Source organism: Acinetobacter sp. TY1 (genome assembly GCF_048551395.1).
Taxonomy (GTDB): domain Bacteria; phylum Pseudomonadota; class Gammaproteobacteria; order Pseudomonadales; family Moraxellaceae; genus Acinetobacter.
In genome coordinates this window covers 126475-150148 of sequence record NZ_JBLYZK010000002.1, presented here as the reverse complement: position 1 = coordinate 150148, position 23674 = coordinate 126475, and the positions used below count along the sequence as shown (strand labels likewise).

The window sequence follows — 23674 nt, the reverse complement described above, 5'->3', positions numbered from 1 at the left end:
TATAAGCTACATAAATTTAAATACTCTATCTAAAGTATCTTAAATCGATCTATTTTATTGGCTCACTATATATCTAGCCCATGATGCTGAAAATCATCATAAACTAGACATTTTTATTGGTGAAAATTTAGAAACTTGAAATTGGGATCACAATTTAATTTCTTATATCGCTCATTATGGTAAGTAAATAAGAGAAGTTTAATCAAAGCCAACTTTTAAGATCATTAAGAAATGAGGGCCATACATCTTCTGGCACTAAATTATAAAAACCATCTAAACCTAAATAAAACTCATCATGATAATGATCTATGAAATCATATAAATCTTCATCCTCAGCAATTTTTGAAAGTCCCAGCATCATTCTAAAGAGGTTTCTAATTAATTGTTCTGAATATTCAATAATTGGTGGAGGTTCAATATATTTTTTTAAAATCTCTCTAAAAGTTTTCCTCTTTACAGCAGGTACCAAGTTTAGCCATTCAAATTTAATGTTATGAAAATAATCTAATACTTGTTTTTCTTTAGAAAAAAAACATATTTCCAAAGCCTCTGAATCTATAATGTCTTGCTCTATTCTGTTTGTAGCCCAATCTTGAATATCTTTAGCCGATTTTAAATTTAATATTAATTCTAATTTAAACCGAAACTTTTCTGTATCATTCATTTTTATTCTTCATATTTCCTAAAACTAATATAATACATGTTATACTAAATTTTAAAAATCAAGCTATCATATTGATAATTAAAACAAATTTAAAAATTTCATAAGATTCAAAATATTAAATCGTGGGTATTTCCTTTAAGATTTTTTCAGCTACTTCACAGCCACTTAGGTATGCGCCATGAACAGTACCAGCATATTTCAAGCTACAATGTTCACCAGCGAAGAAAATAAGTTGCCTGATTGGCTTGTGTAATACCTTAACAAGATTATCAGTGTGATTTAGTGACGGAAAACTAAAAGAACCGTAACTATAAGGGTCTGCTCCCCAACGTGTAACTATTATTTTTTCTGGTTTATCGGGAATTCCAGCAAATTGTTTTTGTAAGCTACTAAAGACAAAATCAGATACTTCTCTATCCGTTGAATTGTCTATAAAATTTGATTTATCTCCTCCAAAGAGCATTAAATAAGTTGGTTTTTGATAGATTTGAGATAAATCTAAAATGTTAAAACAATCGGTATCGTTCCAATAAAAATCACTAATTTTCTCTCCTGAACTTTTCAAGCGAAAAAGAAGAGGTTGCTTTAATTCAAAAAATACTTTATTGAAAGATCCAAATCCAAGCGCTTGAATAGAATCAATATAATCACTAGATATTGGCGGGTGAAACTCAATGTGATTTTTTTTTAGAATACCAAGTGGTACGGTAACCACTACGCGAGAACCTATGTAAACATTATCATCGGAATCGATAAGTTGAACACAATCATTCTGGTAAGTAATTTTTTTAATATCTATATTTAATTTAATTTCTATATTTTTGGCAATACTTTCAACAACCTGATAATACCCTTTTGGAAATACAACTTCATTCCCTTGAAAGTATCCCTCATAATTTTGATAATTTGAAGAAAGTTGATCTAGACTTGTAGCAAATGGATCATTGGCTATTCGTTCAAAAAAGCTCAATAATAATTTTTTAAGATAATTTTCTGAAAATGTATTACCTAAATAAGGTAAAGAAAATATTATTTCTTTAATCGCATCAAGAGCAGATACTTTTTGTGTCTGATTAAGTAATTTTTCTATTTTATCTATATAAAACTCAAATTCTTCAACTTCTTTATCTGAAAATAATTGTCCATTTTCATGAAAAAATTGTGAGTTATCATAATTGAATATCGTAGTTTCTATATCATTTTCTTGGGTAATAGCCCATATAGGATTATCATCAATTCCATGAATCCATGATGCACCCAAATCAAAGATATCCGAATCAATCTTTTTAGAATTTATACGTCCGCCAATATGTGGTTTAGCTTCTAATACGATAACTTTTTCACCCTTTTCTTGTAGTTTTTTAGCACATGCTATTCCTGCTATCCCTGCGCCAATAATAAGAATGGGTAAATTAATATCGCTATTATTTTGCATAAATTTTCGATGATTCCTCATTAAAGTTAAGACGACCTAAAATTAACATAATAGGCTGTCATTTTAGATAACAACTATTTGTCGTGAGATATCTTACATTCAATAAGTTGTAGAACTAAAAAATTCAGATATTTCAAACAAAGCTTCTCACCTTTAAATTGAATTAATCGTTCAAAACCTAAAGTTATTCCTATGAATTGCCATGCTAAATCTTCCATATTTTCATTAGGATTTATGAATTTTTTTAGCTTTAATACTTCTATAATTTTGTTTTTCCAAGCTTCGATTGCCGCCCAATAAACTTTGGAAAATTCAGGGTTTGAGCAACTAATTTGCTCTGCCTCGTTCCAAAGACGTATATAAGCAAGTTCATTATTGCTTTCTGAAAATCCCAAAATATCTAGCAATCTACTTTCCCAACATATATCTTCTGAAAGCGTACTAGTATCTAAATTTTCGTAAGCAAGCTGAATAAATACTTCTGACTTTAACTCTTGAATTGATGCATAGTGATGATGAATTAAACCTACTGATAAACAAGCTTTTTTTGCAATATTACGAACAGTCAGTGTACTTAGTCCCTCTTCAAGAGCTATTGACTTGGCAACCTGTAAAATCAGATTTCTTCTCTCGGACTTACTTAAATAACTCATTTACTAAATATACCCTTTTACAACACGACAAAGAATATAGGAGTTGCCAATAAAAGTAAAAATACAATAGAATTGAACATCCGTTCAATTCTATTGTATTTTTACTTTTATTATGACTTTTCATCCTAAGTGGCTAATATTGGCTGTAGTGGTAGGGTTGTATTTACCTATCGCTATTGATGCAACAGTTTTACATATTGCTGTACCGACCTTGAGTAATGAGCTGCAAGCCAATATGTCGGAATTATTATGGATTATCGATATATATCCATTACTTATGGCGGGTTTAATTTTAGTAATGGGTGCACTAGGAGATAGAATTGGCTATCGTAAGTTAATGCTAATAGGAAGCATTATTTTTGGTATAGCGTCGGCATTTGCTGCATTCGCTCCAAATGCTGAAATTCTTATTCTTGCTAGAGCCTTATTAGCTCTGGGTGCATCGATGATTTTACCAGGTACTTTAGCTTGTTTACGCTATACCTTTGTTGATGAAAAAGAACGTAATTTTGCACTAGGTATGTGGGTAATGGCTGGCAGCGCTGGTGCTGCATTTGGTCCTTTAGTTGGAGGATTATTATTAGAATATTTCTTCTGGGGTTCAGTTTTTCTAATTAACTTACCCATTATTTTAGTTGTTATAGTCAGTATTTTATATCTAATACCTAAACAACAACCAATAGCTAAGAATCCATTGAATTTAATGGATGCAGCAATATTAATATCGTCAATTCTGTTTGTGATTTATAGCTTAAAATCTGGGTTAAGAGATTTTGAAATATACCATCTATTGTTAGGATTTATAGGGGTTGTTCTTGGAATAGTATTTACCAAAAGACAAATAAATAGTTCTTATCCTTTATTTGATATTAAGTTATTTGCTTCAGATTCGGTGAAATTTGGCTTCACGATCTCTGTTGTTGCAATGATCGCATTAGTAGGATTTGAATTATTAATTTCTCAAAAACTTCAATATGTTTATCAATATAGTCCTCTTCAGGCAGGGCTGTATATTTTCCCATTTATGATTTCGGTCAGCGTTGGAGCATTGGTTAGCTCACCATTATTAAATAAATTTGGGCCGAAAAAAGTTGCCGTTGTAAGTTTATTACTAAGCGCGATATCAATGTACTTCCTATCGAATATTAGTCTGAATTCAACATATCTAAATGTCGTATTTTGGATGGTATTGTTAGGGCTAAGTATATTATGTGCTTTTTTAGCTGCTACATCTGCAATTTTATCAGGAGCACCAATAGAGCAAGCCGCTTCTGCAGGAGCAATTGAAGGGATGTCGTATGAACTAGGTACAGGTTTAGGCGTCACTATATTTGGTCTATTGGCATCATATTTCTATATGAAAAATATAGATTTTAAGCAATATTTAACCTCAGAACAGTTTGATATTGCTAAGAGTTCTATCGGTGAAACATATCAAATTATGTCTGAAATCAAACCTGAGAATGTCGAGCAAGTTATAGCATCGGCTAATTCTGCCTTTCTCATGTCACACGAGTCTGTATTAGTTGTTTCTGCATGGATTCTATTTATATTGAGTATTGTCATTGGTTTTTTTTGGAAAGAAAAAAAGTAAGTTTTCTTATTATATGCAACAGCTTTATACAACGTATCTGTAGCGCTCAGCGCGTAAAAGATTAACAATTTAAGCCATTGTTTTATATATAAAAAATTCAGCCTATACATCTAAGTAAACCACTAAACTATAATTATTTTAGGTTCCTATCCCATTTTTAAAGAGCACAAACAATACGCATGACTTTTCAGATAGAACCCACTTTATCTGTTCAATCATGCATTCATGAACAGATAAAAATAATCATTATTTATTAAAATTTTAAATACATTACTATTGTTACCCTAATATTTTAGATTATAAAAAAGTTACTTTCGAGTTATCAACATTAAGCCATTAACATCATGATTTTTTAATAACTAATTAAATTTATGAATATCTTAGCAATCTTATAAAACCACCAACTATTTTATTAAACATTAATAATTTAAATTTAAAACTTGGCAATCTAAATTTGATTTTTATTTTAGGATTCATAAAAAACAGTAAAATATCTCACATTATTCAATGCCCTTACTCTTTACATCAAATCTCATCACTTTGCATCAAAATCAACTGTTTAAAATGCCTAAAAGTCTTTAAAACATGGGATTTACACTTGATTTCTGCATGTATCAACAATGAGACCTTTAGTAAGTGCTCAAGCTAGAGAGGAAACTGAGTTTGAGCTAGCTTTAAAATTATTAAAACTTCAAATTACACTTAAAAACTTATAAAACATTAGGAGGAATAACAGGAGTGGTACCTAAAATAACAAATACAAAAAGCCCAACATGGTGTTGGACTTTTATTATTTATAAGACAGAAATTAGCTCTAAATTCTTTCAGTTTTAGATCAAAGTAATCTTACAGTGCCGGTGTATGGGTCGGGACTTGACGTGCAGGATTTACTTTTTCAAATGCCACTGCAATATTCAATAATGTTGCTTCATCAAACTCTCGAGCAATAAATTCAATATTAACGTTCATTGGATATTGACTACAGCTAGATATAACAGAACTTGAAGGCATTGAAAAAGAATGCTTTTATTTTTGAGTCTGTAAGCGAAATTACTTGTTTTGGCATTTTTTGCGTTACAGCTTTAAATTACTCTATACAACTTTATACGGGTTTTTATTGTTATGTCTATTATATACAACAGGTTTGTACAACTTTATACATAGTATTTGGTGCGCTCAGCGGGACTCGAACCCACGCCACAGGCTTCGGAGACCTGTACTCTATCCAGTTGAGCTATGAGCGCTTTTGTAGAATGCGCACATCATAACAAAAAAAATGACAAGGTAAAGCTTATATCAATGCTTTAACCCAAATAGCAGGCATTGCTGTTCACACTTTATACAATACTCATTAAACGCAACGCACTATTCCATGTATCAAGCTTGGTTTATTCAACAAGATCACTCACAATATGACTTTATTTCAATCTATGAGAATTTCATGACTGATGCATTGACGTTAAGAGATTTATCCAAAACCTATAAAAATGGTTTTCAAGCATTAAAAGGCATCGATTTAACCGTCCCTGAAGGTGAATTTTATGCATTATTAGGGCCAAATGGCGCAGGTAAATCGACAACGATCAGCATCATCAGCTCATTGACCAAAAAAACTTCAGGCACCGTTGAAATTTTTGGACACAGCTTAGATACTCATCCATCTGCAGCGAAACAGAATTTAGGTGTTGTGCCACAAGAGTTTAACTTTGGTCAATTTGAAAAGACCTTTGATATTTTGGTCACTCAAGCAGGCTATTATGGCATTCCAAAGAAAACTGCTGAACAACGGGCTGAACATTATTTAGAAAAATTAGGCTTATGGGAAAAACGCAATACTCAAGGTCGTATGCTCTCAGGAGGGATGAAACGTCGCCTCATGATTGCCCGTGCCATGATGCATGAACCTAAACTACTTATTTTAGATGAGCCGACCGCAGGTGTAGACATTGAGCTACGCCGATCAATGTGGGACTTTCTCACTGAAATGAATGAAAATGGCACATCTATTATTTTAACAACGCACTATTTAGAAGAAGCCGAATTGTTGGCACGTCGTATTGCCATTATTGACCGCGGTGTAATCAAAGAAGATACCACCATGAAAGCCTTTTTAAATCAGCTCAATGAAGAGTCTTTTATTTTTGACTTAGATCATCCGATTGAACCATTCAACATTGATATTATTGGGCTCAAATTTAGCTTTATTGACTCTGTAACTTTAGAAGTAACCATGGATAAAATGCATTCCATGAATGATTTATTCCAACTTTTTGAAGCAAAAGGTATTCAAGTACGAAGTATGCGTAACAAATCCAACCGTCTAGAAGAGTTATTTGTCAAAATGGTGGAAAAAAATCTTGAAGGAGCTGCTCAATGAATTTTAACCAAATGAGAGTTGCACTTTATACCCTCGTCTCTAAAGAAATTCGTCGTTTTATGCGAATTTGGCCACAAACATTACTACCACCCGCAATTACGATGAGTTTGTACTTTGTGATTTTTGGTAATTTGGTCGGTTCACGTATTGGACAAATGGGTGGTTTCACCTATATGCAATTCATTGTTCCTGGTCTTATTATGATGGCTGTAATTACCAATAGTTATGCCAATGTCTCTTCAAGCTACTTCAGTGCCAAATTTCAAAAAAGCATTGAAGAACTAATTATGAGTCCTGTACCTTTACATTTGGTTTTACTCGGCTTTGTGATTGGTGGTTTAAGTCGAGGTATCTTAGTCGGTGCTATTGTCACAGTAATGAGCCTATTTTTCACCGATTTAGCTATTCATAATATTTTCGTGACTATATATACAGTCGTTATCACCTCTCTATTGTTTTCATTGGGTGGTTTAATTAACGCTGTATATGCAAAATCTTTTGATGATATTTCAATCATCCCTACCTTTGTACTAACTCCCCTAACTTATTTAGGTGGTGTATTCTATTCAATTAGTGCTCTCAGCCCTTTTTGGCAAAATCTCTCTTTAATTAACCCGATTGTATATATGGTTAATGCCTTCCGTTACGGCATCTTAGGTCATAGTGATGTGAATGTCTCTTTATCACTTACTGTTGTGACCTTATGCTGTGGACTACTTTATGGTATTGCCTACTATTTACTTTCTCGTGGTGCAGGAATGCGTGAATAATGACTGTTGAACTCTCTCTTTTAGGTAAAGAAACCGACTACCCGACTACTTATCAGCCCGATATTCTTTTCCCAATTTCACGTGCTCAGCCACGTGAAAAATATGCGCATGTAGATGGAATCTACAAAGGCAAGGATTGGTGGCATGTCTTTGAAATTTCATGGCTGAATGTACATGGAATTCCACAAGTGGCTATTGGGCGTATTACATTACCTGCTTCCTCGCCAAACTTGATCGAGTCAAAATCATTAAAGCTCTACTTCAATAGTATGAACTTCACTCAATTTGAATCTAAAGATGCTTTTATTGCGACTGTTGAAAAAGATTTGTCACATGTTGCACAAGCACCTGTGACATTAACTTTATTTCAAGCAGATGAGTTAGATATTACCAAACCATCTGGTACTTGTATTGATGATCAAGTACCTGAACGTTTATCTAATCATCCTGATGCAACTTTACTTCGTCTTGAGCAAACTGATACAAATCAGGAAAATGTAGAGTCCATCGAAGTAGAGCTATATTCACATCTACTTCGAAGTAATTGCCCTGTAACGGGTCAGCCCGATTGGGGAACAGTTTTTATTCGTTATCAAGGTAAAAAACCTTGTTATCGTAATCTTTTAGCTTATATTATTTCTTACCGTCAACATAATGGTTTCCACGAACAATGTGTGGAACAAATTTTTGCTGATATTTGGCAAATACTACAACCAGAAAAGCTGATGGTGTATGCAACATATACACGTCGTGGTGGATTGGATATTAACCCTGTACGTGTATCGGATGAATCATGGATGCCAAGCCCAATTCGATTGGCGCGACAATAAAACATTGAGGTTTTTACAATGCCCTTTTTTGGTTTTGTTCCTTCTGAAGAACTGTTAAAGAACATTCAGACTGGAATTGAGAAAAAAAATTCTAATGAACCGCTTTACCCATTACGTGATCAAACTGCATTATTAATTAATGACGAAATCCTTGATGCGGTTTTAATTGAACTTGTACGTCGTTTTCCTGCAAGTGATAAGCGTGATACTGCTGAAAAATTAGCAGGTTATGTAAAGTCAACAGTTGCCGTACTTCTCAAACAATTACTCAGTAAAGCTGATAATGATGTGGTACGCCAATCGATTGAATTTTCTGAACGTAGCTTATTTAAAACGCCTGCGGGACATAGCGTAGTTGGTGTAGAACTTAGTTCTTCACTCGTAACCAACTTAAAAAATAGTTTTGCTGAAATCAAAGAAAATGGTGATATCAATCGTGCTGTTTTATCTGAACAGTACAAGCAGTTCGCCGATGCCACCATTAACCACTTCATGCGTGATTTCAACAAAACACTTGATTTGGGTATGATTAAACGCAAAGCGTCTGATATTGGTGCAGCAGCAGTCACTAAGGCGGTGCATATTGCTGTAGATAAACTGATTCCAAATTTAAATAAAATTGAAATCAGTGCAATTGCTGAATATCACGACACATTATTTTTTAATTAATCTAAAAATTTGATTAAAAATTAAGTTTCATAAGACTCAAGTTTGATTCTCAATATTTAATCTTTCATATAAAAGTCACGTTCTCATTGTTCGTGGCTTTTTTCATTTACTAACGCTATTACTCTTCTACTATATATAGTCATTTTTCTGTACTTCAATTCAGTCACATTCAATAGAAAAACCAACGCTAAATACAGTATTAAAAATCGGCTTATTTGTTCAATCTAACAGCATTTAATACAGCATCAAACGCCTTAAAGTTCATGTACACATTTGATGAGCATCTGCTCCAGATTGATTGTGTTAGCATCTACATGCGTTTATTGATCATCCTTTAATTTCATCACTCTTTTTAGATCTTTCCAAATCAACCTGAATTGTCTTTGCAATTATGGATGCCTTGTATTGATGCCTTTGGATGATCATTTTTGTGTATAGATTTGTAAATACAAGCATGGTCAATGGTATTTTACATGTAGTCGGTGTGCCACTACCATTTATACGTTATGGCAGTACTGTGATTATTACGTTAATGGCAACTTTTGGTATTGTGATATCTATTCATACTCACCGTTAATTTTATACATCGTTATCGATGTTTTTATGCATATTTTTATATTAATCATTAGGAAAATAGAACACATGTTTAAATCTGGGATTTTTCATAAGTTAAGAAATCTGAGTCTCTGTGCTATCGCTTTACCGCTATCTAGCTTTTGCCAAGCCAATGATTTTGCGAGTAATCCAAATTATAACAACTTCAAAACCAAGACAATGCAAACCTATGGTTTAAGCGAACAACAAGTCGACTGGGCAATGAATGGTTCAAAAAACATACCAAGTATTATCAATATTATGAATCGACCTGGTGAAAGTAAGCCGTGGTATGAATATAAGACTAATTTTTTATCAGAAGGTACAATTCAACGCGGTGTGCGTTTTAAAAATCAATATGCCGAAACACTAAATCGTGCGGAACAACAATACGGTGTACCTCAAGCCATTATTTTGGGTATTTTGGGTGTAGAAACTGGTTTTGGCTCTAACAAAGGCAATTTTATTACCCGTGATGCCCTTGCAACACTCGGCTTTGGCTACGAACGCCGTGCTGCATATTTCCAAGATGAACTGTCTGCACTCATTGCCTGGTCTTATAAAGATGGGGTACCGACCAATTCAGTTGTTGGATCTTATGCAGGGGCTGTGGGCTACCCCCAGTTTATGCCAAGCAACATTCCAAAATTTGGGGTGGACTATGATGGTAATGGTCATGTAGACCTTCGAAATTCTGCTGTCGATGCAATTGGCTCTATTGCAAATTATCTGTCACAACATGGGTGGCAGCGCAACCAACCTATCGCATTTCCAGCACGCTACATAGGGAACAATCCAGAATCAGTAATTGCCAAAGATTTAACCCAACCAACACCATATGGAATTTTGAAGAAACAAGGAATTTCTCCAATGAATCCAATCGTTAAATTTGACGATTTGGATATGGTCAATGTCATACAACTACAAGATGATTATGGTCCTATTTACTACATCACCTACCCAAATTTCCAAGTCATTACAACCTATAATAAGAGCCGTATGTACGCAACAGCGTTATGGCTTTTAGGCACTGAAATTGCAAGTCGTTAAGACTTGTAATTTTAGCAATTAAAAAAAGTCAATAAATATTTATGCAAAATAGTGCACAAAACAGACTTTTTTTATAAATTGTTACAATATTGATTATTTTTCAACCATATTGCGTAAGTTTTTGTCCTTTTTGTAACTGTTTTTCACTTTTTAGTAGACAGCTTTGTGACTGCATGAATATTATCGCCTACCGCTAAATGCAGTTGCACAAGTGAATTTACAGACCTCAATGGTTAATTTTCAGCGACTTATGAAAGTAATCCGAGGTTCCAAGGAGTTAAACGATGCATGCTTCACTTAAATATATTGCTGCCCTGACGATGGGTTTAAGTATGACTCAGGTGAACTCAGAAATGGTTCAGTCATCATACCTAAACAATGATTCAGACAGCTCAAGTCTTGCTTCCCGTGTGATCAGCAAAGACGCGAATAACTTTAATTCGCACTTTTCAAACTTAAACAGTTTAACAATCACTGAACGCTCTGGTGATAAGATTCGTCGTGAAACGATTGCTGCTAAAATCGAAATCCCAAAAGATGAACCTTCAGTTATTGATAAATTGAACACAGTTGCTTCTAGCACTGTCCGCAAATTTAGCCAAACAGGCGTTGCGTCATGGTATGGTCGTCAGTTTCATGGTCGTAAAACTGCAAGTGGCGATACATTCAACATGAATGCCTTAACTGCAGCTCACCGTAGCCTACCTTTGAACTGTTACATCCGTGTAACCAACAAAGATAATGGCAAAAGTGTTGTGGTGAAAGTGAATGATCGTGGTCCATTCCATGGTAACCGCGTACTTGATCTTTCCTACGGTGCTGCTAAACAGTTAGGTATGACTAACTCAGGTACTGGCCGTGTCAGTATCGAACGTGTCGATGGTCCAAATTCGTAATTCATGTGCACTGCATTGCTCATGAATAAGAAGCCACTTTAAAAAGTGGCTTTTTAATTGCTTTACAGCTACTGCATTTTTTGGTGAAATTTTCACGCCCTGCTCCTGTATCGACAAGGTTTGGTTCAACAGTAGCATTAACTACCGTAGTAGTAATTGTAGACTCAGTTTTAAGTAATTATTCATACAAAGCAAAACAATCCATGCATACAACAACAATTTCATCTTTAAAATTATTTTTTCCTACGGTTTAATTATTCTAATTACCTTTACTGTAGATTCTGCCATCCGTACATGAAATACGATATATCTTGAAGATACTTTGATAGCATCTGTAACTATCACAACCTTAGGCTATGCTACCTATCAAATGAGTATTTTGCTGACATCTCTATTACTGGCTAAATCCGCAGTATCAATAACACTTGTTGGCGTTTAGTCTACCTACTCTATAGTGCTAGCCAACAATTTTGTATTGTTATTGGTGCTTTGGCATCACTCATTTTCTCAGTAGCAGTAAAGCTTGTTCCAAACCGTCGTGATAAAATTCTTACACGAATTAATATTTTTAACTATGGTGGTGCAATTTTAGGAACTACCATGGTGGGTTTATTATCTATTCCAATTCCAATCGGTCATGGTGCTACCTTTGACAAGCTTGGCATAGAATTATTATCTACTTTATGCTTTTGATGGTATTTTAAGTATTAGTTTCAAATACATTTTTAAACAAATTCCTCAGAAAACTGTGTATCAGTCCCTAGCTTAAATACATGCTTGTTTGTTATTTTAGAATCAGCTATTTAAAAAATTCACATGAAGTGGATATTCAGGGGAAGATGATGACAAATAACTTACAACCAGCTCACACCCAGTCCTCAAAAACATTGAGACATTTTTTCAAAAAAAGCGCCAATTTTTCAACATTATTTGCTCTCACGCCATTACTTATTGCTTGTACACAACCCATTCAATTCGCTCAACAGCAACAGATCCCAACATCTTCAAATCTTATTGTATTTGGCGGACCTATTTTAACCATGCAAGGAGATACACCGCAGTACAGTGAAGCACTGCTAATTGAAAATGGCATCATCCAGTTCAATGGCTCTTTAGCTGAAGCCAAAAAACGTGCCCCAAATGCGAAAGAGCTTAATTTACATCAGCGCACCGCCATTCCCGGACTAATTGATGCACATAGCCACGTTAACTCCGTTGGTATGCAGCAAACCGTTGCTAATTTATATGCACCACCCGATGGCAATGTCACAGATATCCCCTCTCTGATTGCATCACTTAAACAATGGCAAAAAGATAATCCTGAATTTATTCGTGCAACTTCGGGTTGGATTATAGGCAATGGCTATGATGATGCTCAGCTAAAAGAAAAGCGTCATCCCACGGCAGATGACCTCGATCAAGTTTCCAAAGATCAACCCATTCTAATTTTGCATCAGTCTGGACACCTCGCCTCAGCAAATCATAAAGCGCTAGAATTACTCAAAATTAATCAGAATACTCCCGATCCTGATGGCGGTGTCATCCGTCGTGTTAAAAATACACAAATTCCAAATGGTGTACTTGAAGAAAGCGTTGTCTTTAGTTCTATGTTGCAAGCATTTAAAAATGTTCCACCCGATGTGATGCTTCAAATGGCACAGACTGCCTTGAAAACGTATATAAAAAATGGCTATACCACCGTTCAAGAGGGTCGTGCAGATGCAGGTACTGCTGAATTATGGCGAAACTTGGCTCTACAGAAAAGACTACCAATCGATGTTGTAGTCTATCCTGACCTCATTTCTGAAAAAGACTATATGCTGAAAAATGGCAGTAGCGTGCAGTATCAAAACCATTATCGAATAGGTGGTGTAAAAATCAGCTTAGATGGATCACCACAAGGAAAAACAGCCTGGCTAACAAAACCGTATCTAATTCCACCTGAAGGGCAATCAAAATCATATCGTGGCTATCCTGCTTACCCTCAAGGAAAAACTGTTCAAGATGCCATTGATCTAGCTTTTAAAAACCACTGGCAGGTTCTTGCACACGCCAACGGTGATGCAGCAATTGATCAATATCTAAGAGTCATTCAAAAATCAGAACAAAAATTTCCAGAAGCTGACCGCCGTAATGTGATTATTCATGCGCAAACTATGCGAGAAGATCAATTAGATACAGCGAAGAAATTAAAACTAATTCCATCGTTCTTTTCATTACATACGTATTATTGGGGAGATTGGCATGTTCAAGAGACTTTAGGTCTTGAACGAGCTGATCGTATCTCACCAACAGGATCTGCACTTCGACGTGGTATGATATTTACAGAACATCATGATGCCCCTGTCATTCCACCAAACAGCATGATGACCTTGGATGCAACGGTAAACCGAACCACACGCAGTGGTAAGCTTTTAGGTCAAGACCAAAAAGTCAGTCCTTATATTGGACTTAAAAGTATGACGGATTGGGCTGCATATCAATACTTTGAAGAAGATCGTAAAGGTACACTGACCGCAGGTAAACTCGCCGATTTTGTCATCCTCAGTGACAACCCAATCACTATTGAGCCACAACAGATTAAAAACATCAAAATTTTAGCGACCTACAAAGAAGGACAATCAGTTTATCAAGCACTTGAAAAATAAATTGTTGTATGTGGTGATGACCTGAATTTTGACCCATGTCAATTTTCAGGTTATATTTCTCTCAATAAAAAATCAAATGATTGAGCGAGGATTGCAACAATGAAAACCGTAACGGAATGGTTAGATGAATATAGCGAAAGCCACCAAAATAAAACCAACAAAGTCATTCACTGGCTCTGTGTACCTGCCATCTTGTTTTCAATTATTGGCATCCTCGCACAATTTAGTGCAATGCTCACAGCACTCATTCTCGTTTTAACTTTGGTTTTTTATGCACGACTTGATCTTGTTTTAGCAGTTGCAATGGCAGCCTTATTATTTGTCATGGCATGGCTCATTGTGATTCTACCAGTCGGAGCAGGATTCTATATCGGGCTCTTTGTCGTGGCTTGGATTGGACAATTCTATGGTCACAAAGTGGAAGGTAAAAAGCCTTCATTCTTTAAAGACCTCCAATTCCTCCTAATTGGACCTCTATGGTGCATGGATGCCTATTTAGGCAAAGTAGCACCTAAATGGAAAACACGCCAAAAAGAGGCTTTTTAGCGCAAATTAGCATGGGTCGGTATTTTTTAGAAAATCTGACCCATTTAAGCGTGCTATAATAAATAATTGAGTGTATAAAAACACACTAAAGCAAGACTCAAATTCAGCAAAATCCGTTGATTCAAAAGTGCCAAAATCACACACAAAGTCGCACTTAAAATATAGGGATCAAAAATATTCACTCGCAATTGATCACCTTGAAAAAAGATAATCGGCGCACAAATTGCAACCAATAGACATGGTGCAGAATATTGCAACATTTGTTGGAAAAATACAGGCAAGCGAATTACAACTTTAGGTTCAAGAAAAACATAACGATTAATAAATACAATCAACGCTAAACTACATAAGAGCAACCAAGTCATTTTTGCGCTCCTTTTTGAGCTTTTTGCATACAAACCGCACTCAGCATTCCCGTAAGGGCTGCCAAAACAATACCTGCTTCAATTGCAAAATATTTAAATATGCACACGAAAATAACTGTTACCAATACACCAACCAAAGATGCTAAATTCTTAATTAATGGCACAATAATTAAGATAAACAATGCTGCAATAGAAAAATCTAAATGCAAACTGTCCAAATTTGGGATTGAACGTGCAAGCAACATACCGAGTACACTAAAAACACACCAACTCAAATAAAAACATAGCCCTGCACCAAATAAATACGCAAACTTTTTAGATGCTTTTTCACGTTGACTGACTGCAAATAATTCATCAGTCAACAAAAAGCCCATCACCAATCTTTTCTGCCAAGAAAAATGTTGAATATCTGCACGCATATTCAATGCATAAATTAAATGTTGTGATGTCAAAAAGAAAACCGTCAGTAGTATGGTCAATGCCGATGCATCTGACATGACCAAGCCCAAGCTCACCAACTGTGCGGCACCTGCAAAAATCACTGATGACATAGCAAAAGCCTGTGCAGTTGATAATCCTGCATTGATTGCCATTGAGCCCGCCAAAATCCCCCAAGGTAAAACTGCAATCGATAAAGGTAAAATATCTAATACACCCTGACGAAATAATGCAGTGTTACTTGTTTCACTTAAATGGGTTTTACTTAAATGGATTTGATTTGAATTGGCTTGAGCAATATGTTCTGATCGTATTGATTCCGCATTTATTTCATTAAAATCCGACATTCAACATCCTGAATTTACTTTTTGAATACCCTTCAATATCTTCCAATTAAATAAGTTTGCCTTGAACAAAATTGCTATTCGCAGCAAATGAATAATAAATAAAGCCTTATTTTGAAATTAAATCAATCACTTGCTACTACAACTATAAATTAATGCTTAAAATTTAATAAATATTGTGCAGGCGTTACACCCATCGCTTTTTTAAAATGACGATTTAAATGGCTTTGATCAGAGAAACCACTATTTTGTGCTGTTTGCGCAATGCTCTCGCCTTGTTTGAGCAATTGCCGTGCATAACGTAAACGAATCTGAATCAGCCAACTGTGCGGAGGTAATCCTGTATGTTTTTTAAATTCTCTTAAAAAATGCCATGGACTTAAACCAACATGCGCTGCAAGCTCAGTTAAAGAAAAATCATGTGCAGGAAATGCACTCAGTAAATCTTTGATTAGCTCCACTTTACGCTGTGCTTCGGGCAATTCCGCTTGGCTCAATTTGGCACGACCATACAATTGAAATAAGCGTGCCAAAGTCGATAAATACATACTTTCTTTCAATAGCGTATTTTCTTTTTGTTCTAATAAATCAAACAGTAAAATCAGTTGTTGTGCTAAACCGACATCATGCACTACAGCCTGAGGAAACCATGGCACACTATTCTTTATAGTAAAAAAATCTTGACTGACATCATGTAACATTTCATAGGTTGGATAAATCGCCCGATAACCCCAACCCGATTCCACAGCAGAAGAGCCTGTATGAATCTCATCAGCATTGACCAAAATAATGTCACCTTTCGGTGCTGTATGTAGCTGACCTGTACGAAAGAAACTTTGCGCCCCTTCCTCAATCACACCTATACAATAACCTTCATGAACATGACGCGAAAACTGCTTGTGATGATAACGTGCTTTAAGTAATTCTAAACCACCAAATTCTTTAAGATGAATAAAATCAGCATGTTCCTTTATAATGCTCATATGATATTCCTACATATACAGCTTTATTTTAAAATCAATACTTTGTGTAATATAGAACAAAATTGCTATTTTTAATTCATTATTTCACGAAAAGCACATCTAATTTTTTTAACAAAAATTATTTATAAGTTTTACCCTGATGCTTTAACCAACCATCGGTATGATGACCTCGTGGATCATGATGTGTCCAGTGCATTACACCACCTTGCGGGCTATATTCATACTCGCCAAAAAACTCAACAACATCGCCTTTTTTCAAATTTTCAATTCGTGGTGATAAATCTATATTGTGTGCCACTAAAATCGTCAAACCATTATTCAAAGACAAAATAAATTTTTGATGGCGTGAACCCTCATTATCATCTCGTAAAATCGCTTTTACCTGACCTTCAGACTGCACCTGAACATTACTAATTTTACGGTCAAATGATTGACGAATAACCTCTAAACCATGACGATTCTGACTGCTATTCGATGTACCATGCTGTGTTTTTTCATCATCCGATGATGTATTTGAATGCTGATCTGCATGCAATGGTTGATCTAACTGCTCAAGCGAAGATGGTAATTTTTCTTGTGACTGTGATCGTTCACTTGATTGCTGTAGTATTTGAGGCTTTGCTGTTTCACGCTGATTTTGATTAAGATCCACACCAAAATACACTGTAACAAGCAGTATAATAACCACACCAATACCCAAATTTATTTTATTTGCCATAACAATAGATTTAAATTAATTTTTAGTATTATAAGATGTTTCATCTTATATAAATGTAATCAGTCTTGAAATTTAAACAAATAAAAAACCCTCAAAAATATTTGAGGGTTTTTTATTTCACCGATTCAGAAAAACTGAATCAATAAAACTTATTGAGCAGCAGCAGCTTGAGCAGCAGCAACTTCATCAGCAAAGCTCATTTCAGCTTTCTTCTCAATACCTTCACCAACTTCGAAACGAACAAACTCAACGATTGTTGTCGCAGTTGATTTAAGGATTTCAGCAACTTTCTTATCGTTGTCGATTACGTACATTTGACGCTCAAGAACAACTTCGTTCAAGTATTTGTCAACTGAACCAGAAACCATTTTTTCAACGATATTTGCAGGCTTACCAGATTCGATTGCTTTAGCTTCAGCAATTTCTTTCTCTTTAGCAACAAGCTCAGCAGGAACATCTTCAGCAGTTACAGCAACTGGGTTGAACGCAGCAACGTGCATTGCAACACCTTTACCAGTTTCCGCAGAACCTGTGTAAGACACAACAACACCAATACGTAAACCGTGTTTATAAACTGCAAGGTTTTCGCCTTCAACAATTTTTGCACGACGTACTTGAATGTTTTCACCGATTTTTTGAACAAGTGCAATACGCGCTTCTTCTACAGTAAGACCATCTTCAAGTTTAAGTTCAACAATTTTAGCAGCATCAGTTTCGTTTGCAGCAAGCGCAGCAGTAGCAACTTTAGTAGAGAAACCAGCAAAGTTTTCGTCTTTAGCAACGAAGTCAGTTTGACAGTTTACTTCAAGAATAATTGCTTTGTTGCCATCTTGAACAATTGTAATTGCGCCATCAGCAGCAATATTACCTGCTTTTTTAGCAGCTTTTGCTTGACCTGATTTACGAAGGTTATCAATCGCTAATTCAATATCACCGTCTGCTTCTGTCAATGCTTTTTTGCATTCCATCATCGCAAGACCAGTACGGTCACGTAATTCTTTTACCATGCTCGCAGTAACTGCAGTCATGTTGTTCTCCTAAATACGGTAGAAAAATGAATCTGTTGAACAAAAACGGCCCAAACCTTAAATCTGAGCCGTTTCTGCCTGTTTGACGCTTAATTGCCACCCTTACATGTCGCAAAAGTGACAAGGTTGCATCAAAAACGCATTAAGCTTCAGGAGCTTCTTTCGCAGCTTCTTCGCCTTTAGCTTGTGCATTTGCTTGAGTTTGAGCAAATTCTTTACCAGCAAGAATCGCATCAGCCATAGCAGAAGCATAAAGAGTAACAGCACGAATCGCATCATCATTACCAGGAATAACGAAATCTACGTTATCTGGGTTAGAGTTTGTATCAACGATACCAATTACAGGAATACCAAGGTTCTTAGCTTCTTTAATTGCAATCGCTTCGTGATCAACGTCAATGATGAACAATGCGTCAGGTAAACCGCCCATGTTCTTAACACCACCAAGACCACGTTCAAGTTTTTCCATTTCACGAGTACGTTCTAATGCTTCACGTTTAGTAAGTTTAGCAAAAGTACCATCTTGTGATTGAGTTTGAAGGTCTTTTAAACGGTTGATTGACTGACGAAGAGTTTTCCAGTTAGTCAACATACCACCCAACCAGCGGTGATCAACATATGGTTGACCTGCGCGTTGAGCTTGTTCACGGATGATGTTAGAAGCAGCACGTTTAGTACCAACGAATAACACTTTGTTTTTCTTGCTAGCAAGTTTGTTAACAAAGTTCAAAGCATCGTTTAACGCAGGAACAGTGTGCTCAAGGTTAATGATGTGAATTTTGTTACGCGCACCAAAAATGTATTGACTCATTTTTGGGTTCCAGAAGCGAGTTTGGTGACCAAAGTGTGCGCCAGCTGTTAGAAGGTCGCGCATGCTTACGTTGTAATCTGCCATTTTCTTTACCTTAAAGTTTGGGTTAGGCCTCCATATGTCCGCATTCTCCACCTTATTCAGGCACCCAGAGTAATGTGACGACATATGTGCGGATTTTTAAATGCCCCTTATCTAAATAACCATCCGTCTTTCTCAAAGAAAGAAAGTAACAGAAAGCATTTGATAAATTGGGCGGCTATTTATACCATAGTCACATACAAATTTCCAAAAGTTTTTAAAGATCATGAACAGTACTTATGAAGCTCCACGTCGTTTAATCAAAACCGCAGATGAAATTGAGAAAATGCGTATTGCAGGACGATTAGCGGCAGAGGTTTTGGATATGATCAAACCGCATATCAAACCAGGTGTTTCTACACTTGAATTGGATACGATTTGTCATGACTATATTGTCAATAAACAAGAGGCTATTCCTGCTTGCCTAGGTTATGGCGCCGCACCTGGTCGCCCTGCTTTTCAGCATGTAATCTGCACATCTGTCAACCATGTGGTCTGCCACGGCATTCCATCAGATAGTAAAATTCTGAAAAAAGGCGATATTTTAAATATTGATGTCACTGTCATTAAAGATGGTTTCCACGGCGACACCAACATGATGTATATCGTGGGCGGTGAAACCACAATTTTGGCTGAGCGTTTATGTAAAGTTGCTCAAGAAGCGATGTACCGTGGTATTGAAACGGTAAAACCTGGCTCAACCATTGGTGATATTGGCGCTGCGATTCAAAAATATGTAGAGTCTGAGCGTTTTGGTGTTGTACGTGAATATTGCGGTCACGGTATTGGTACGGTTTTCCATGATGAACCACAAGTACTCCATTACGGTCAAGGCAATAGCGGCATGGTACTTGAAGAAGGCATGACTTTTACCATTGAACCTATGGTCAATGGTGGTGATTGGAAAACTAAACTCCTTGGTGATAAATGGACAGTTGTAACTAAAGATCATAGTTTATCTGCACAATATGAACATACATTGCTTGTAACTAAAAATGGTGTTGAAATCCTTACTGCACGTCCTGAAGAGGATTTATCCCGTTTTGTTCAATAATATATCTTTGGTCATATTTTGTTAAAAACATAGTGCAAAAAAAAGATTTATTTTTTAGCGCAAAAAAGGTCATTTTTAAAATGACCTTTTTTATTAGCTCTCATTTTTTCAAAATAAAATCATTAATACAAAAAAATATGCCATAAATAGAATTTATCAATCGATAAATATTTATTCTGTCGCTACTTGCCAGTGAATACTTTAATATTCTCATATTACGATTCAACGGAATGATGTATGTCAGTCACTCAGGATGAAACTCGCTTCTCCAAGCCCCTCATATATATGCTCATTGGAAGTGCATTTATTTTGGCGCTCTCCTTAGGCATTCGACATGGCTTTGGCTTATACCTTGTGCCAATGAGTCACGAATTTGGATGGAGCCATCAAGTTTTTAGCTTGGCAATTGCATTTCAAAATCTACTTTGGGGTGCAGTACAACCATTCACTGGAGCGTTAGCAGATAAGTACGGAAGTAAAAAAGTCGTAGCTGTTGGTGGTGTTCTGTATTGTATTGGTTTAGGACTGATGTCGGTCAGTTCAAGTGTGTGGCTACTTGATTTGAGCGCAGGCTTAATTATCGGCATGGCGTTATCTGCAACATCTTTTTCAGTTTTATTGTCTGCCGTTGGTCGTGCAGCACATCCCTCTAAACGAGGTATGGCGATGGGGATTGCGAGTGCAGCAGGGTCATTTGGGCAATTTATCATGTTGCCAACAACCCTACTACTGATTAAGCATTTTGGATGGTCATCTGCATTGGTGATTAGTGCTATTTTAGTTGCATTGGTTATTCCGCTGGCTTGGCTGCTTAAAGCACCTGCTTATGTAGCACCCAATGCCATTAAGCAAGCCAACAAGCCAAATATGTCCTTTAAACAAATTTTAAAAATTGCGTTTAATCACAAACCATTTTTATGGCTGGCTTTAGGCTTTTTAGTCTGTGGTTTTCAGGTCGTTTTCCTAGGGATTCATTTACCAGGTTATTTAATTGATCATGGTTTTGATGCCTCGACAGGTACGGTCTTTTTAGCTTTAGTTGGACTATTTAATATTATTGGTACCTATAGCGCAGGTTGGCTCGGTGATAAATACTCAAAACCACATTTACTTATGTGGCTTTATGGTTTACGTGGCATTACCATTATTTCATTTCTTGCATTACCGTTAAGCCTTTATACAGTTTATGCTTTTGGTATTATTATGGGACTATTATGGTTATCTACTGTTCCACTTACAAACGGTATTGTTGCCAATATGTTCGGTGTGAAATATCTCACTATGCTCAGCGGCATCGTATTTTTCACTCATCAGATTGGATCATTTTTTGGTGGATGGTTAGGTGGCTTAAACCACGATATAACAGGAAACTATAACCTGATTTGGATGTGTTCAATTGTATTAAGTGCTCTAGGTGTCATGGTACATTTCTTTGTCAATGAGGAGGCGATCGTCAATGACTGATTCACTACTTTGGCTAAAAACAAGTATTGTGTTTGGCATCATAGTCTTATTTAGTCTGGCTATTGGCTTATGGCTCAACACACCTGAACTGTTTGAATATTTTAATAATGCTTTTTGTGCACATTAATTTATTTTTTATAAAATTTTAAATATTAAAAAACCCATAAGTATTTGCTTATGGGTTTTTGTTTTAATCACCTAAGTAATATAACTTAGAAAATCAAATTAACTAATTAGAATTAAAATAAACGATTCATACCATTTAATGTCGCTACACGATACGCTTCTGCCATCGTTGGATAGTTAAATGTAGTTTCAACAAAATACTTAATGGTATTGTTACCACTTTGCATTACTGCTTGACCAATGTGAATAATTTCAGCGGCATTGTTACCAAAACAATGTACACCTAATAATTCTAAAGTATCACGATGGAACAAGATTTTAAGCTCGCCCACTGTATCACCAGTAATTTGCGCACGTGCCAAATGACGGAAAGATGCCTGCCCTACTTCATACGGAATTTTTTCTTCAGTCAACTGACTTTCAGTTTTACCAAAGAATGAAATTTCAGGAATGGTATAAATCCCTGTTGGAATATCCGTTACAGGTTTAACATCTTCCTCACCGCTCATGTTCGCACCTGCGCAACGACCTTGGTCATATGCAGCAGAAGCTAATGATGGCCAACCAATGACATCACCTGCAGCATAAATATGCTCTACTTCGGTTTGATATTTTTCATTGACAGCAATTTGACCACGACTATTCGGTTTAATCCCTACATTTTCAAGACCTAAACCATCTGTATTTCCTGAACGACCATTACACCATAAAATTGCATCGGCTTTAATCTTCTTACCACTTTGTAAATGCATCACCACGTGATCATCAAAAGTTTCAAGGAAATCAATTTGCTCATTGTTACGAATCAATACGCCTTGTTCACGTAAGTGATAAGATAAGGCATCGGCAATTTCATCATCTAAATAGCTTAAAAGCTGATGTTGTGTATTTATTAAGTCAACTTTATGATCTAAACCAATGAAAATAGAGGCATATTCACAACCAATAACACCCGCACCATAAATGATGATTTTATGTATAGGAAAATCTAGATCCAAAATTTTGTCTGAATCAAATACACGAGGATGTTTAAAATCAAGACCTTGTGGATGATATGGACGACTACCTGTCGCAATCACCAATTGTTTAAATACGATCGTTTCTTCAATACCATCTTCACTAAAAATAATAACAGTGTTCTGATCTTGAATATAAGCACGACCATGATACACATCTATATTATTACGATCATAAAAACGCGAATGCGTATTGACCTGTTGCTGAATCACTTTATGTGCATTGTGTAACACTTGTTTCATGGTGAACTGTTTCCAGTCGCCCACTTTTTTAAACATCGGATCACGTTGATAGCGAATAATACTCGATACCGTTTGACGCAATGCTTTACTCGGGATTGTACCCACATGCGTACAGTTACCACCTAACTGTTCGCGTACATCAATAATAGCAACACGTTTGCCCGATTTAGCCAGCTTCATTGCCGCGCCTTCACCAGCAGGTCCTGAGCCAAGTACGACCGCATCGTATTTCACAAAACTTCCACTGACGATTTCTTTCTTACGTGGCATTCAAAGC

Annotated in this window: 24 protein-coding genes, 1 tRNA gene and 1 pseudogene; 14 read left to right on the top strand and 12 right to left on the bottom strand. The window is 35.9% G+C overall.

Going from position 1 to position 23674, the window contains the following annotated elements:
- Nucleotides 1-202: 202 nt before the first annotated feature.
- From ACK2M2_RS02145 to ACK2M2_RS02135, 3 genes are all read right to left on the bottom strand, one after another.
- Nucleotides 203-664: a hypothetical protein gene (locus tag ACK2M2_RS02145; RefSeq protein WP_419345968.1), complete on the bottom strand. Its 462-nt coding sequence runs from the start codon at nt 662-664 to the stop codon at nt 203-205.
- Nucleotides 665-779: 115 nt separating this feature from the next.
- Nucleotides 780-2099 (bottom strand): NAD(P)/FAD-dependent oxidoreductase, encoded by a 1320-nt coding sequence (locus ACK2M2_RS02140; protein ID WP_419345967.1) that lies wholly within the window; start codon nt 2097-2099, stop codon nt 780-782.
- Between the two features lie 74 nt (nt 2100-2173).
- Nucleotides 2174-2752, bottom strand: coding sequence for a TetR family transcriptional regulator (locus tag ACK2M2_RS02135; RefSeq protein ID WP_419345966.1), 579 nt, complete (start codon nt 2750-2752; stop codon nt 2174-2176).
- A 112-nt stretch (nt 2753-2864) separates the two neighbouring features.
- Here ACK2M2_RS02135 and ACK2M2_RS02130 point away from each other — a divergent pair, with 112 nt between their 5' ends.
- Entirely contained in the window at nt 2865-4346 is a 1482-nt protein-coding gene (locus tag ACK2M2_RS02130) for an MFS transporter (protein WP_419345965.1), read from the top strand.
- 846 nt (nt 4347-5192) lie between these two features.
- On the opposite strand, the gene ACK2M2_RS02125 is transcribed toward ACK2M2_RS02130, so the two are convergent.
- Together ACK2M2_RS02125 and ACK2M2_RS02120 are read right to left on the bottom strand one after the other, a co-directional pair.
- Nucleotides 5193-5315, bottom strand: a complete 123-nt coding sequence (locus tag ACK2M2_RS02125; RefSeq protein WP_419345964.1) for a hypothetical protein — start codon at nt 5313-5315, stop codon at nt 5193-5195.
- Nucleotides 5316-5514: 199 nt separating this feature from the next.
- Nucleotides 5515-5590 (bottom strand) — tRNA-Arg (locus tag ACK2M2_RS02120).
- Between the two features lie 197 nt (nt 5591-5787).
- Between ACK2M2_RS02120 and ACK2M2_RS02115 the strand changes: the two genes are divergently transcribed.
- From ACK2M2_RS02115 to ACK2M2_RS02070, 10 genes and pseudogenes are all read left to right on the top strand, one after another.
- The gene (locus tag ACK2M2_RS02115; protein WP_409512168.1) at nt 5788-6723 is read left to right on the top strand and encodes an ABC transporter ATP-binding protein; all 936 of its coding nucleotides are present in this window, start codon (nt 5788-5790) and stop codon (nt 6721-6723) included.
- The gene (locus tag ACK2M2_RS02110) at nt 6720-7493 is read left to right on the top strand and encodes an ABC transporter permease (protein WP_419345963.1); all 774 of its coding nucleotides are present in this window, start codon (nt 6720-6722) and stop codon (nt 7491-7493) included. The genes ACK2M2_RS02115 and ACK2M2_RS02110 overlap by 4 nt, the downstream gene beginning before the upstream one ends.
- Nucleotides 7493-8323, top strand: coding sequence for an NADPH-dependent 7-cyano-7-deazaguanine reductase QueF (gene queF / locus ACK2M2_RS02105; RefSeq protein ID WP_419345962.1), 831 nt, complete (start codon nt 7493-7495; stop codon nt 8321-8323). Before ACK2M2_RS02110 ends, queF begins: the two co-directional genes overlap by 1 nt.
- 18 nt (nt 8324-8341) lie before the next feature.
- Complete coding sequence (locus ACK2M2_RS02100; RefSeq protein ID WP_409512165.1) at nt 8342-8992, top strand: hypothetical protein; 651 nt, start codon at nt 8342-8344, stop codon at nt 8990-8992.
- Between the two features lie 339 nt (nt 8993-9331).
- Nucleotides 9332-9569 (top strand): annotated as a pseudogene (locus ACK2M2_RS02095) (FtsW/RodA/SpoVE family cell cycle protein); the annotation flags it as partial.
- A 65-nt stretch (nt 9570-9634) separates the two neighbouring features.
- Entirely contained in the window at nt 9635-10636 is a 1002-nt protein-coding gene (gene mltB / locus ACK2M2_RS02090) for a lytic murein transglycosylase B (protein ID WP_419345961.1), read from the top strand.
- 284 nt (nt 10637-10920) lie between these two features.
- Nucleotides 10921-11532, top strand: coding sequence for a septal ring lytic transglycosylase RlpA family protein (locus ACK2M2_RS02085; protein ID WP_409512163.1), 612 nt, complete (start codon nt 10921-10923; stop codon nt 11530-11532).
- A 489-nt stretch (nt 11533-12021) separates the two neighbouring features.
- Complete coding sequence (locus tag ACK2M2_RS02080; RefSeq protein WP_419345960.1) at nt 12022-12225, top strand: hypothetical protein; 204 nt, start codon at nt 12022-12024, stop codon at nt 12223-12225.
- A 149-nt stretch (nt 12226-12374) separates the two neighbouring features.
- Nucleotides 12375-14180, top strand: coding sequence for an amidohydrolase (locus ACK2M2_RS02075; RefSeq protein WP_419345959.1), 1806 nt, complete (start codon nt 12375-12377; stop codon nt 14178-14180).
- 99 nt (nt 14181-14279) lie between these two features.
- A complete protein-coding gene (locus ACK2M2_RS02070) occupies nt 14280-14726 on the top strand; it encodes a DUF962 domain-containing protein (protein WP_409512161.1) in 447 nt (148 codons plus the stop codon).
- Nucleotides 14727-14779: 53 nt separating this feature from the next.
- On the opposite strand, the gene ACK2M2_RS02065 is transcribed toward ACK2M2_RS02070, so the two are convergent.
- The 6 genes from ACK2M2_RS02065 to rpsB all read right to left on the bottom strand — a co-directional run bounded on the left by ACK2M2_RS02065 (nt 14780) and on the right by rpsB (nt 19497).
- Entirely contained in the window at nt 14780-15091 is a 312-nt protein-coding gene (locus tag ACK2M2_RS02065; protein WP_419345958.1) for an AzlD domain-containing protein, read from the bottom strand.
- Nucleotides 15088-15876, bottom strand: coding sequence for an AzlC family ABC transporter permease (locus tag ACK2M2_RS02060; protein ID WP_419345957.1), 789 nt, complete (start codon nt 15874-15876; stop codon nt 15088-15090). Before ACK2M2_RS02060 ends, ACK2M2_RS02065 begins: the two co-directional genes overlap by 4 nt.
- Nucleotides 15877-16025: 149 nt before the next feature.
- Nucleotides 16026-16856: a helix-turn-helix domain-containing protein gene (locus tag ACK2M2_RS02055; RefSeq protein WP_419345956.1), complete on the bottom strand. Its 831-nt coding sequence runs from the start codon at nt 16854-16856 to the stop codon at nt 16026-16028.
- Nucleotides 16857-16974: 118 nt separating this feature from the next.
- Entirely contained in the window at nt 16975-17574 is a 600-nt protein-coding gene (locus ACK2M2_RS02050) for a DUF3465 domain-containing protein (protein ID WP_419345955.1), read from the bottom strand.
- Between the two features lie 149 nt (nt 17575-17723).
- Entirely contained in the window at nt 17724-18602 is an 879-nt protein-coding gene (gene tsf, locus ACK2M2_RS02045) for a translation elongation factor Ts (protein ID WP_409512156.1), read from the bottom strand.
- Between the two features lie 142 nt (nt 18603-18744).
- Nucleotides 18745-19497, bottom strand: coding sequence for a 30S ribosomal protein S2 (gene rpsB, locus ACK2M2_RS02040; protein WP_409512155.1), 753 nt, complete (start codon nt 19495-19497; stop codon nt 18745-18747).
- 223 nt (nt 19498-19720) lie between these two features.
- Between rpsB and map the strand changes: the two genes are divergently transcribed.
- From map to ACK2M2_RS02025, 3 genes are all read left to right on the top strand, one after another.
- Nucleotides 19721-20548, top strand: coding sequence for a type I methionyl aminopeptidase (gene map / locus ACK2M2_RS02035; RefSeq protein WP_409512154.1), 828 nt, complete (start codon nt 19721-19723; stop codon nt 20546-20548).
- Nucleotides 20549-20785: 237 nt separating this feature from the next.
- On the top strand, nt 20786-22012 hold the full coding sequence (locus tag ACK2M2_RS02030; protein WP_419345954.1) for an MFS transporter: 1227 nt from the start codon (nt 20786-20788) through the stop codon (nt 22010-22012).
- The gene (locus ACK2M2_RS02025; RefSeq protein WP_419345953.1) at nt 22005-22139 is read left to right on the top strand and encodes a hypothetical protein; all 135 of its coding nucleotides are present in this window, start codon (nt 22005-22007) and stop codon (nt 22137-22139) included. Before ACK2M2_RS02030 ends, ACK2M2_RS02025 begins: the two co-directional genes overlap by 8 nt.
- Nucleotides 22140-22251: 112 nt before the next feature.
- Here the strand turns inward: ACK2M2_RS02025 and sthA are convergent, their stop codons facing one another.
- Nucleotides 22252-23667: a Si-specific NAD(P)(+) transhydrogenase gene (gene sthA / locus ACK2M2_RS02020; RefSeq protein WP_409512151.1), complete on the bottom strand. Its 1416-nt coding sequence runs from the start codon at nt 23665-23667 to the stop codon at nt 22252-22254.
- Between the last annotated feature and the right edge of the window lie 7 nt (nt 23668-23674).

Coding starts and splice junctions, on each gene's coding strand:
- ACK2M2_RS02145 (WP_419345968.1), bottom strand. CDS start 664: ATGAATGATACAGAAAAGTTTCGGTTTAAATTAGAATTAATATTAAAT.
- ACK2M2_RS02140 (WP_419345967.1), bottom strand. CDS start 2,099: ATGCAAAATAATAGCGATATTAATTTACCCATTCTTATTATTGGCGCA.
- ACK2M2_RS02135 (WP_419345966.1), bottom strand. CDS start 2,752: ATGAGTTATTTAAGTAAGTCCGAGAGAAGAAATCTGATTTTACAGGTT.
- ACK2M2_RS02130 (WP_419345965.1), top strand. CDS start 2,865: ATGACTTTTCATCCTAAGTGGCTAATATTGGCTGTAGTGGTAGGGTTG.
- ACK2M2_RS02125 (WP_419345964.1), bottom strand. CDS start 5,315: ATGAACGTTAATATTGAATTTATTGCTCGAGAGTTTGATGAAGCAACA.
- ACK2M2_RS02115 (WP_409512168.1), top strand. CDS start 5,788: ATGACTGATGCATTGACGTTAAGAGATTTATCCAAAACCTATAAAAAT.
- ACK2M2_RS02110 (WP_419345963.1), top strand. CDS start 6,720: ATGAATTTTAACCAAATGAGAGTTGCACTTTATACCCTCGTCTCTAAA.
- queF (WP_419345962.1), top strand. CDS start 7,493: ATGACTGTTGAACTCTCTCTTTTAGGTAAAGAAACCGACTACCCGACT.
- ACK2M2_RS02100 (WP_409512165.1), top strand. CDS start 8,342: ATGCCCTTTTTTGGTTTTGTTCCTTCTGAAGAACTGTTAAAGAACATT.
- mltB (WP_419345961.1), top strand. CDS start 9,635: ATGTTTAAATCTGGGATTTTTCATAAGTTAAGAAATCTGAGTCTCTGT.
- ACK2M2_RS02085 (WP_409512163.1), top strand. CDS start 10,921: ATGCATGCTTCACTTAAATATATTGCTGCCCTGACGATGGGTTTAAGT.
- ACK2M2_RS02075 (WP_419345959.1), top strand. CDS start 12,375: ATGACAAATAACTTACAACCAGCTCACACCCAGTCCTCAAAAACATTG.
- ACK2M2_RS02070 (WP_409512161.1), top strand. CDS start 14,280: ATGAAAACCGTAACGGAATGGTTAGATGAATATAGCGAAAGCCACCAA.
- ACK2M2_RS02065 (WP_419345958.1), bottom strand. CDS start 15,091: ATGACTTGGTTGCTCTTATGTAGTTTAGCGTTGATTGTATTTATTAAT.
- ACK2M2_RS02060 (WP_419345957.1), bottom strand. CDS start 15,876: ATGTCGGATTTTAATGAAATAAATGCGGAATCAATACGATCAGAACAT.
- ACK2M2_RS02055 (WP_419345956.1), bottom strand. CDS start 16,856: ATGAGCATTATAAAGGAACATGCTGATTTTATTCATCTTAAAGAATTT.
- ACK2M2_RS02050 (WP_419345955.1), bottom strand. CDS start 17,574: ATGGCAAATAAAATAAATTTGGGTATTGGTGTGGTTATTATACTGCTT.
- tsf (WP_409512156.1), bottom strand. CDS start 18,602: ATGACTGCAGTTACTGCGAGCATGGTAAAAGAATTACGTGACCGTACT.
- rpsB (WP_409512155.1), bottom strand. CDS start 19,497: ATGGCAGATTACAACGTAAGCATGCGCGACCTTCTAACAGCTGGCGCA.
- map (WP_409512154.1), top strand. CDS start 19,721: ATGAACAGTACTTATGAAGCTCCACGTCGTTTAATCAAAACCGCAGAT.
- ACK2M2_RS02030 (WP_419345954.1), top strand. CDS start 20,786: ATGTCAGTCACTCAGGATGAAACTCGCTTCTCCAAGCCCCTCATATAT.
- ACK2M2_RS02025 (WP_419345953.1), top strand. CDS start 22,005: ATGACTGATTCACTACTTTGGCTAAAAACAAGTATTGTGTTTGGCATC.
- sthA (WP_409512151.1), bottom strand. CDS start 23,667: ATGCCACGTAAGAAAGAAATCGTCAGTGGAAGTTTTGTGAAATACGAT.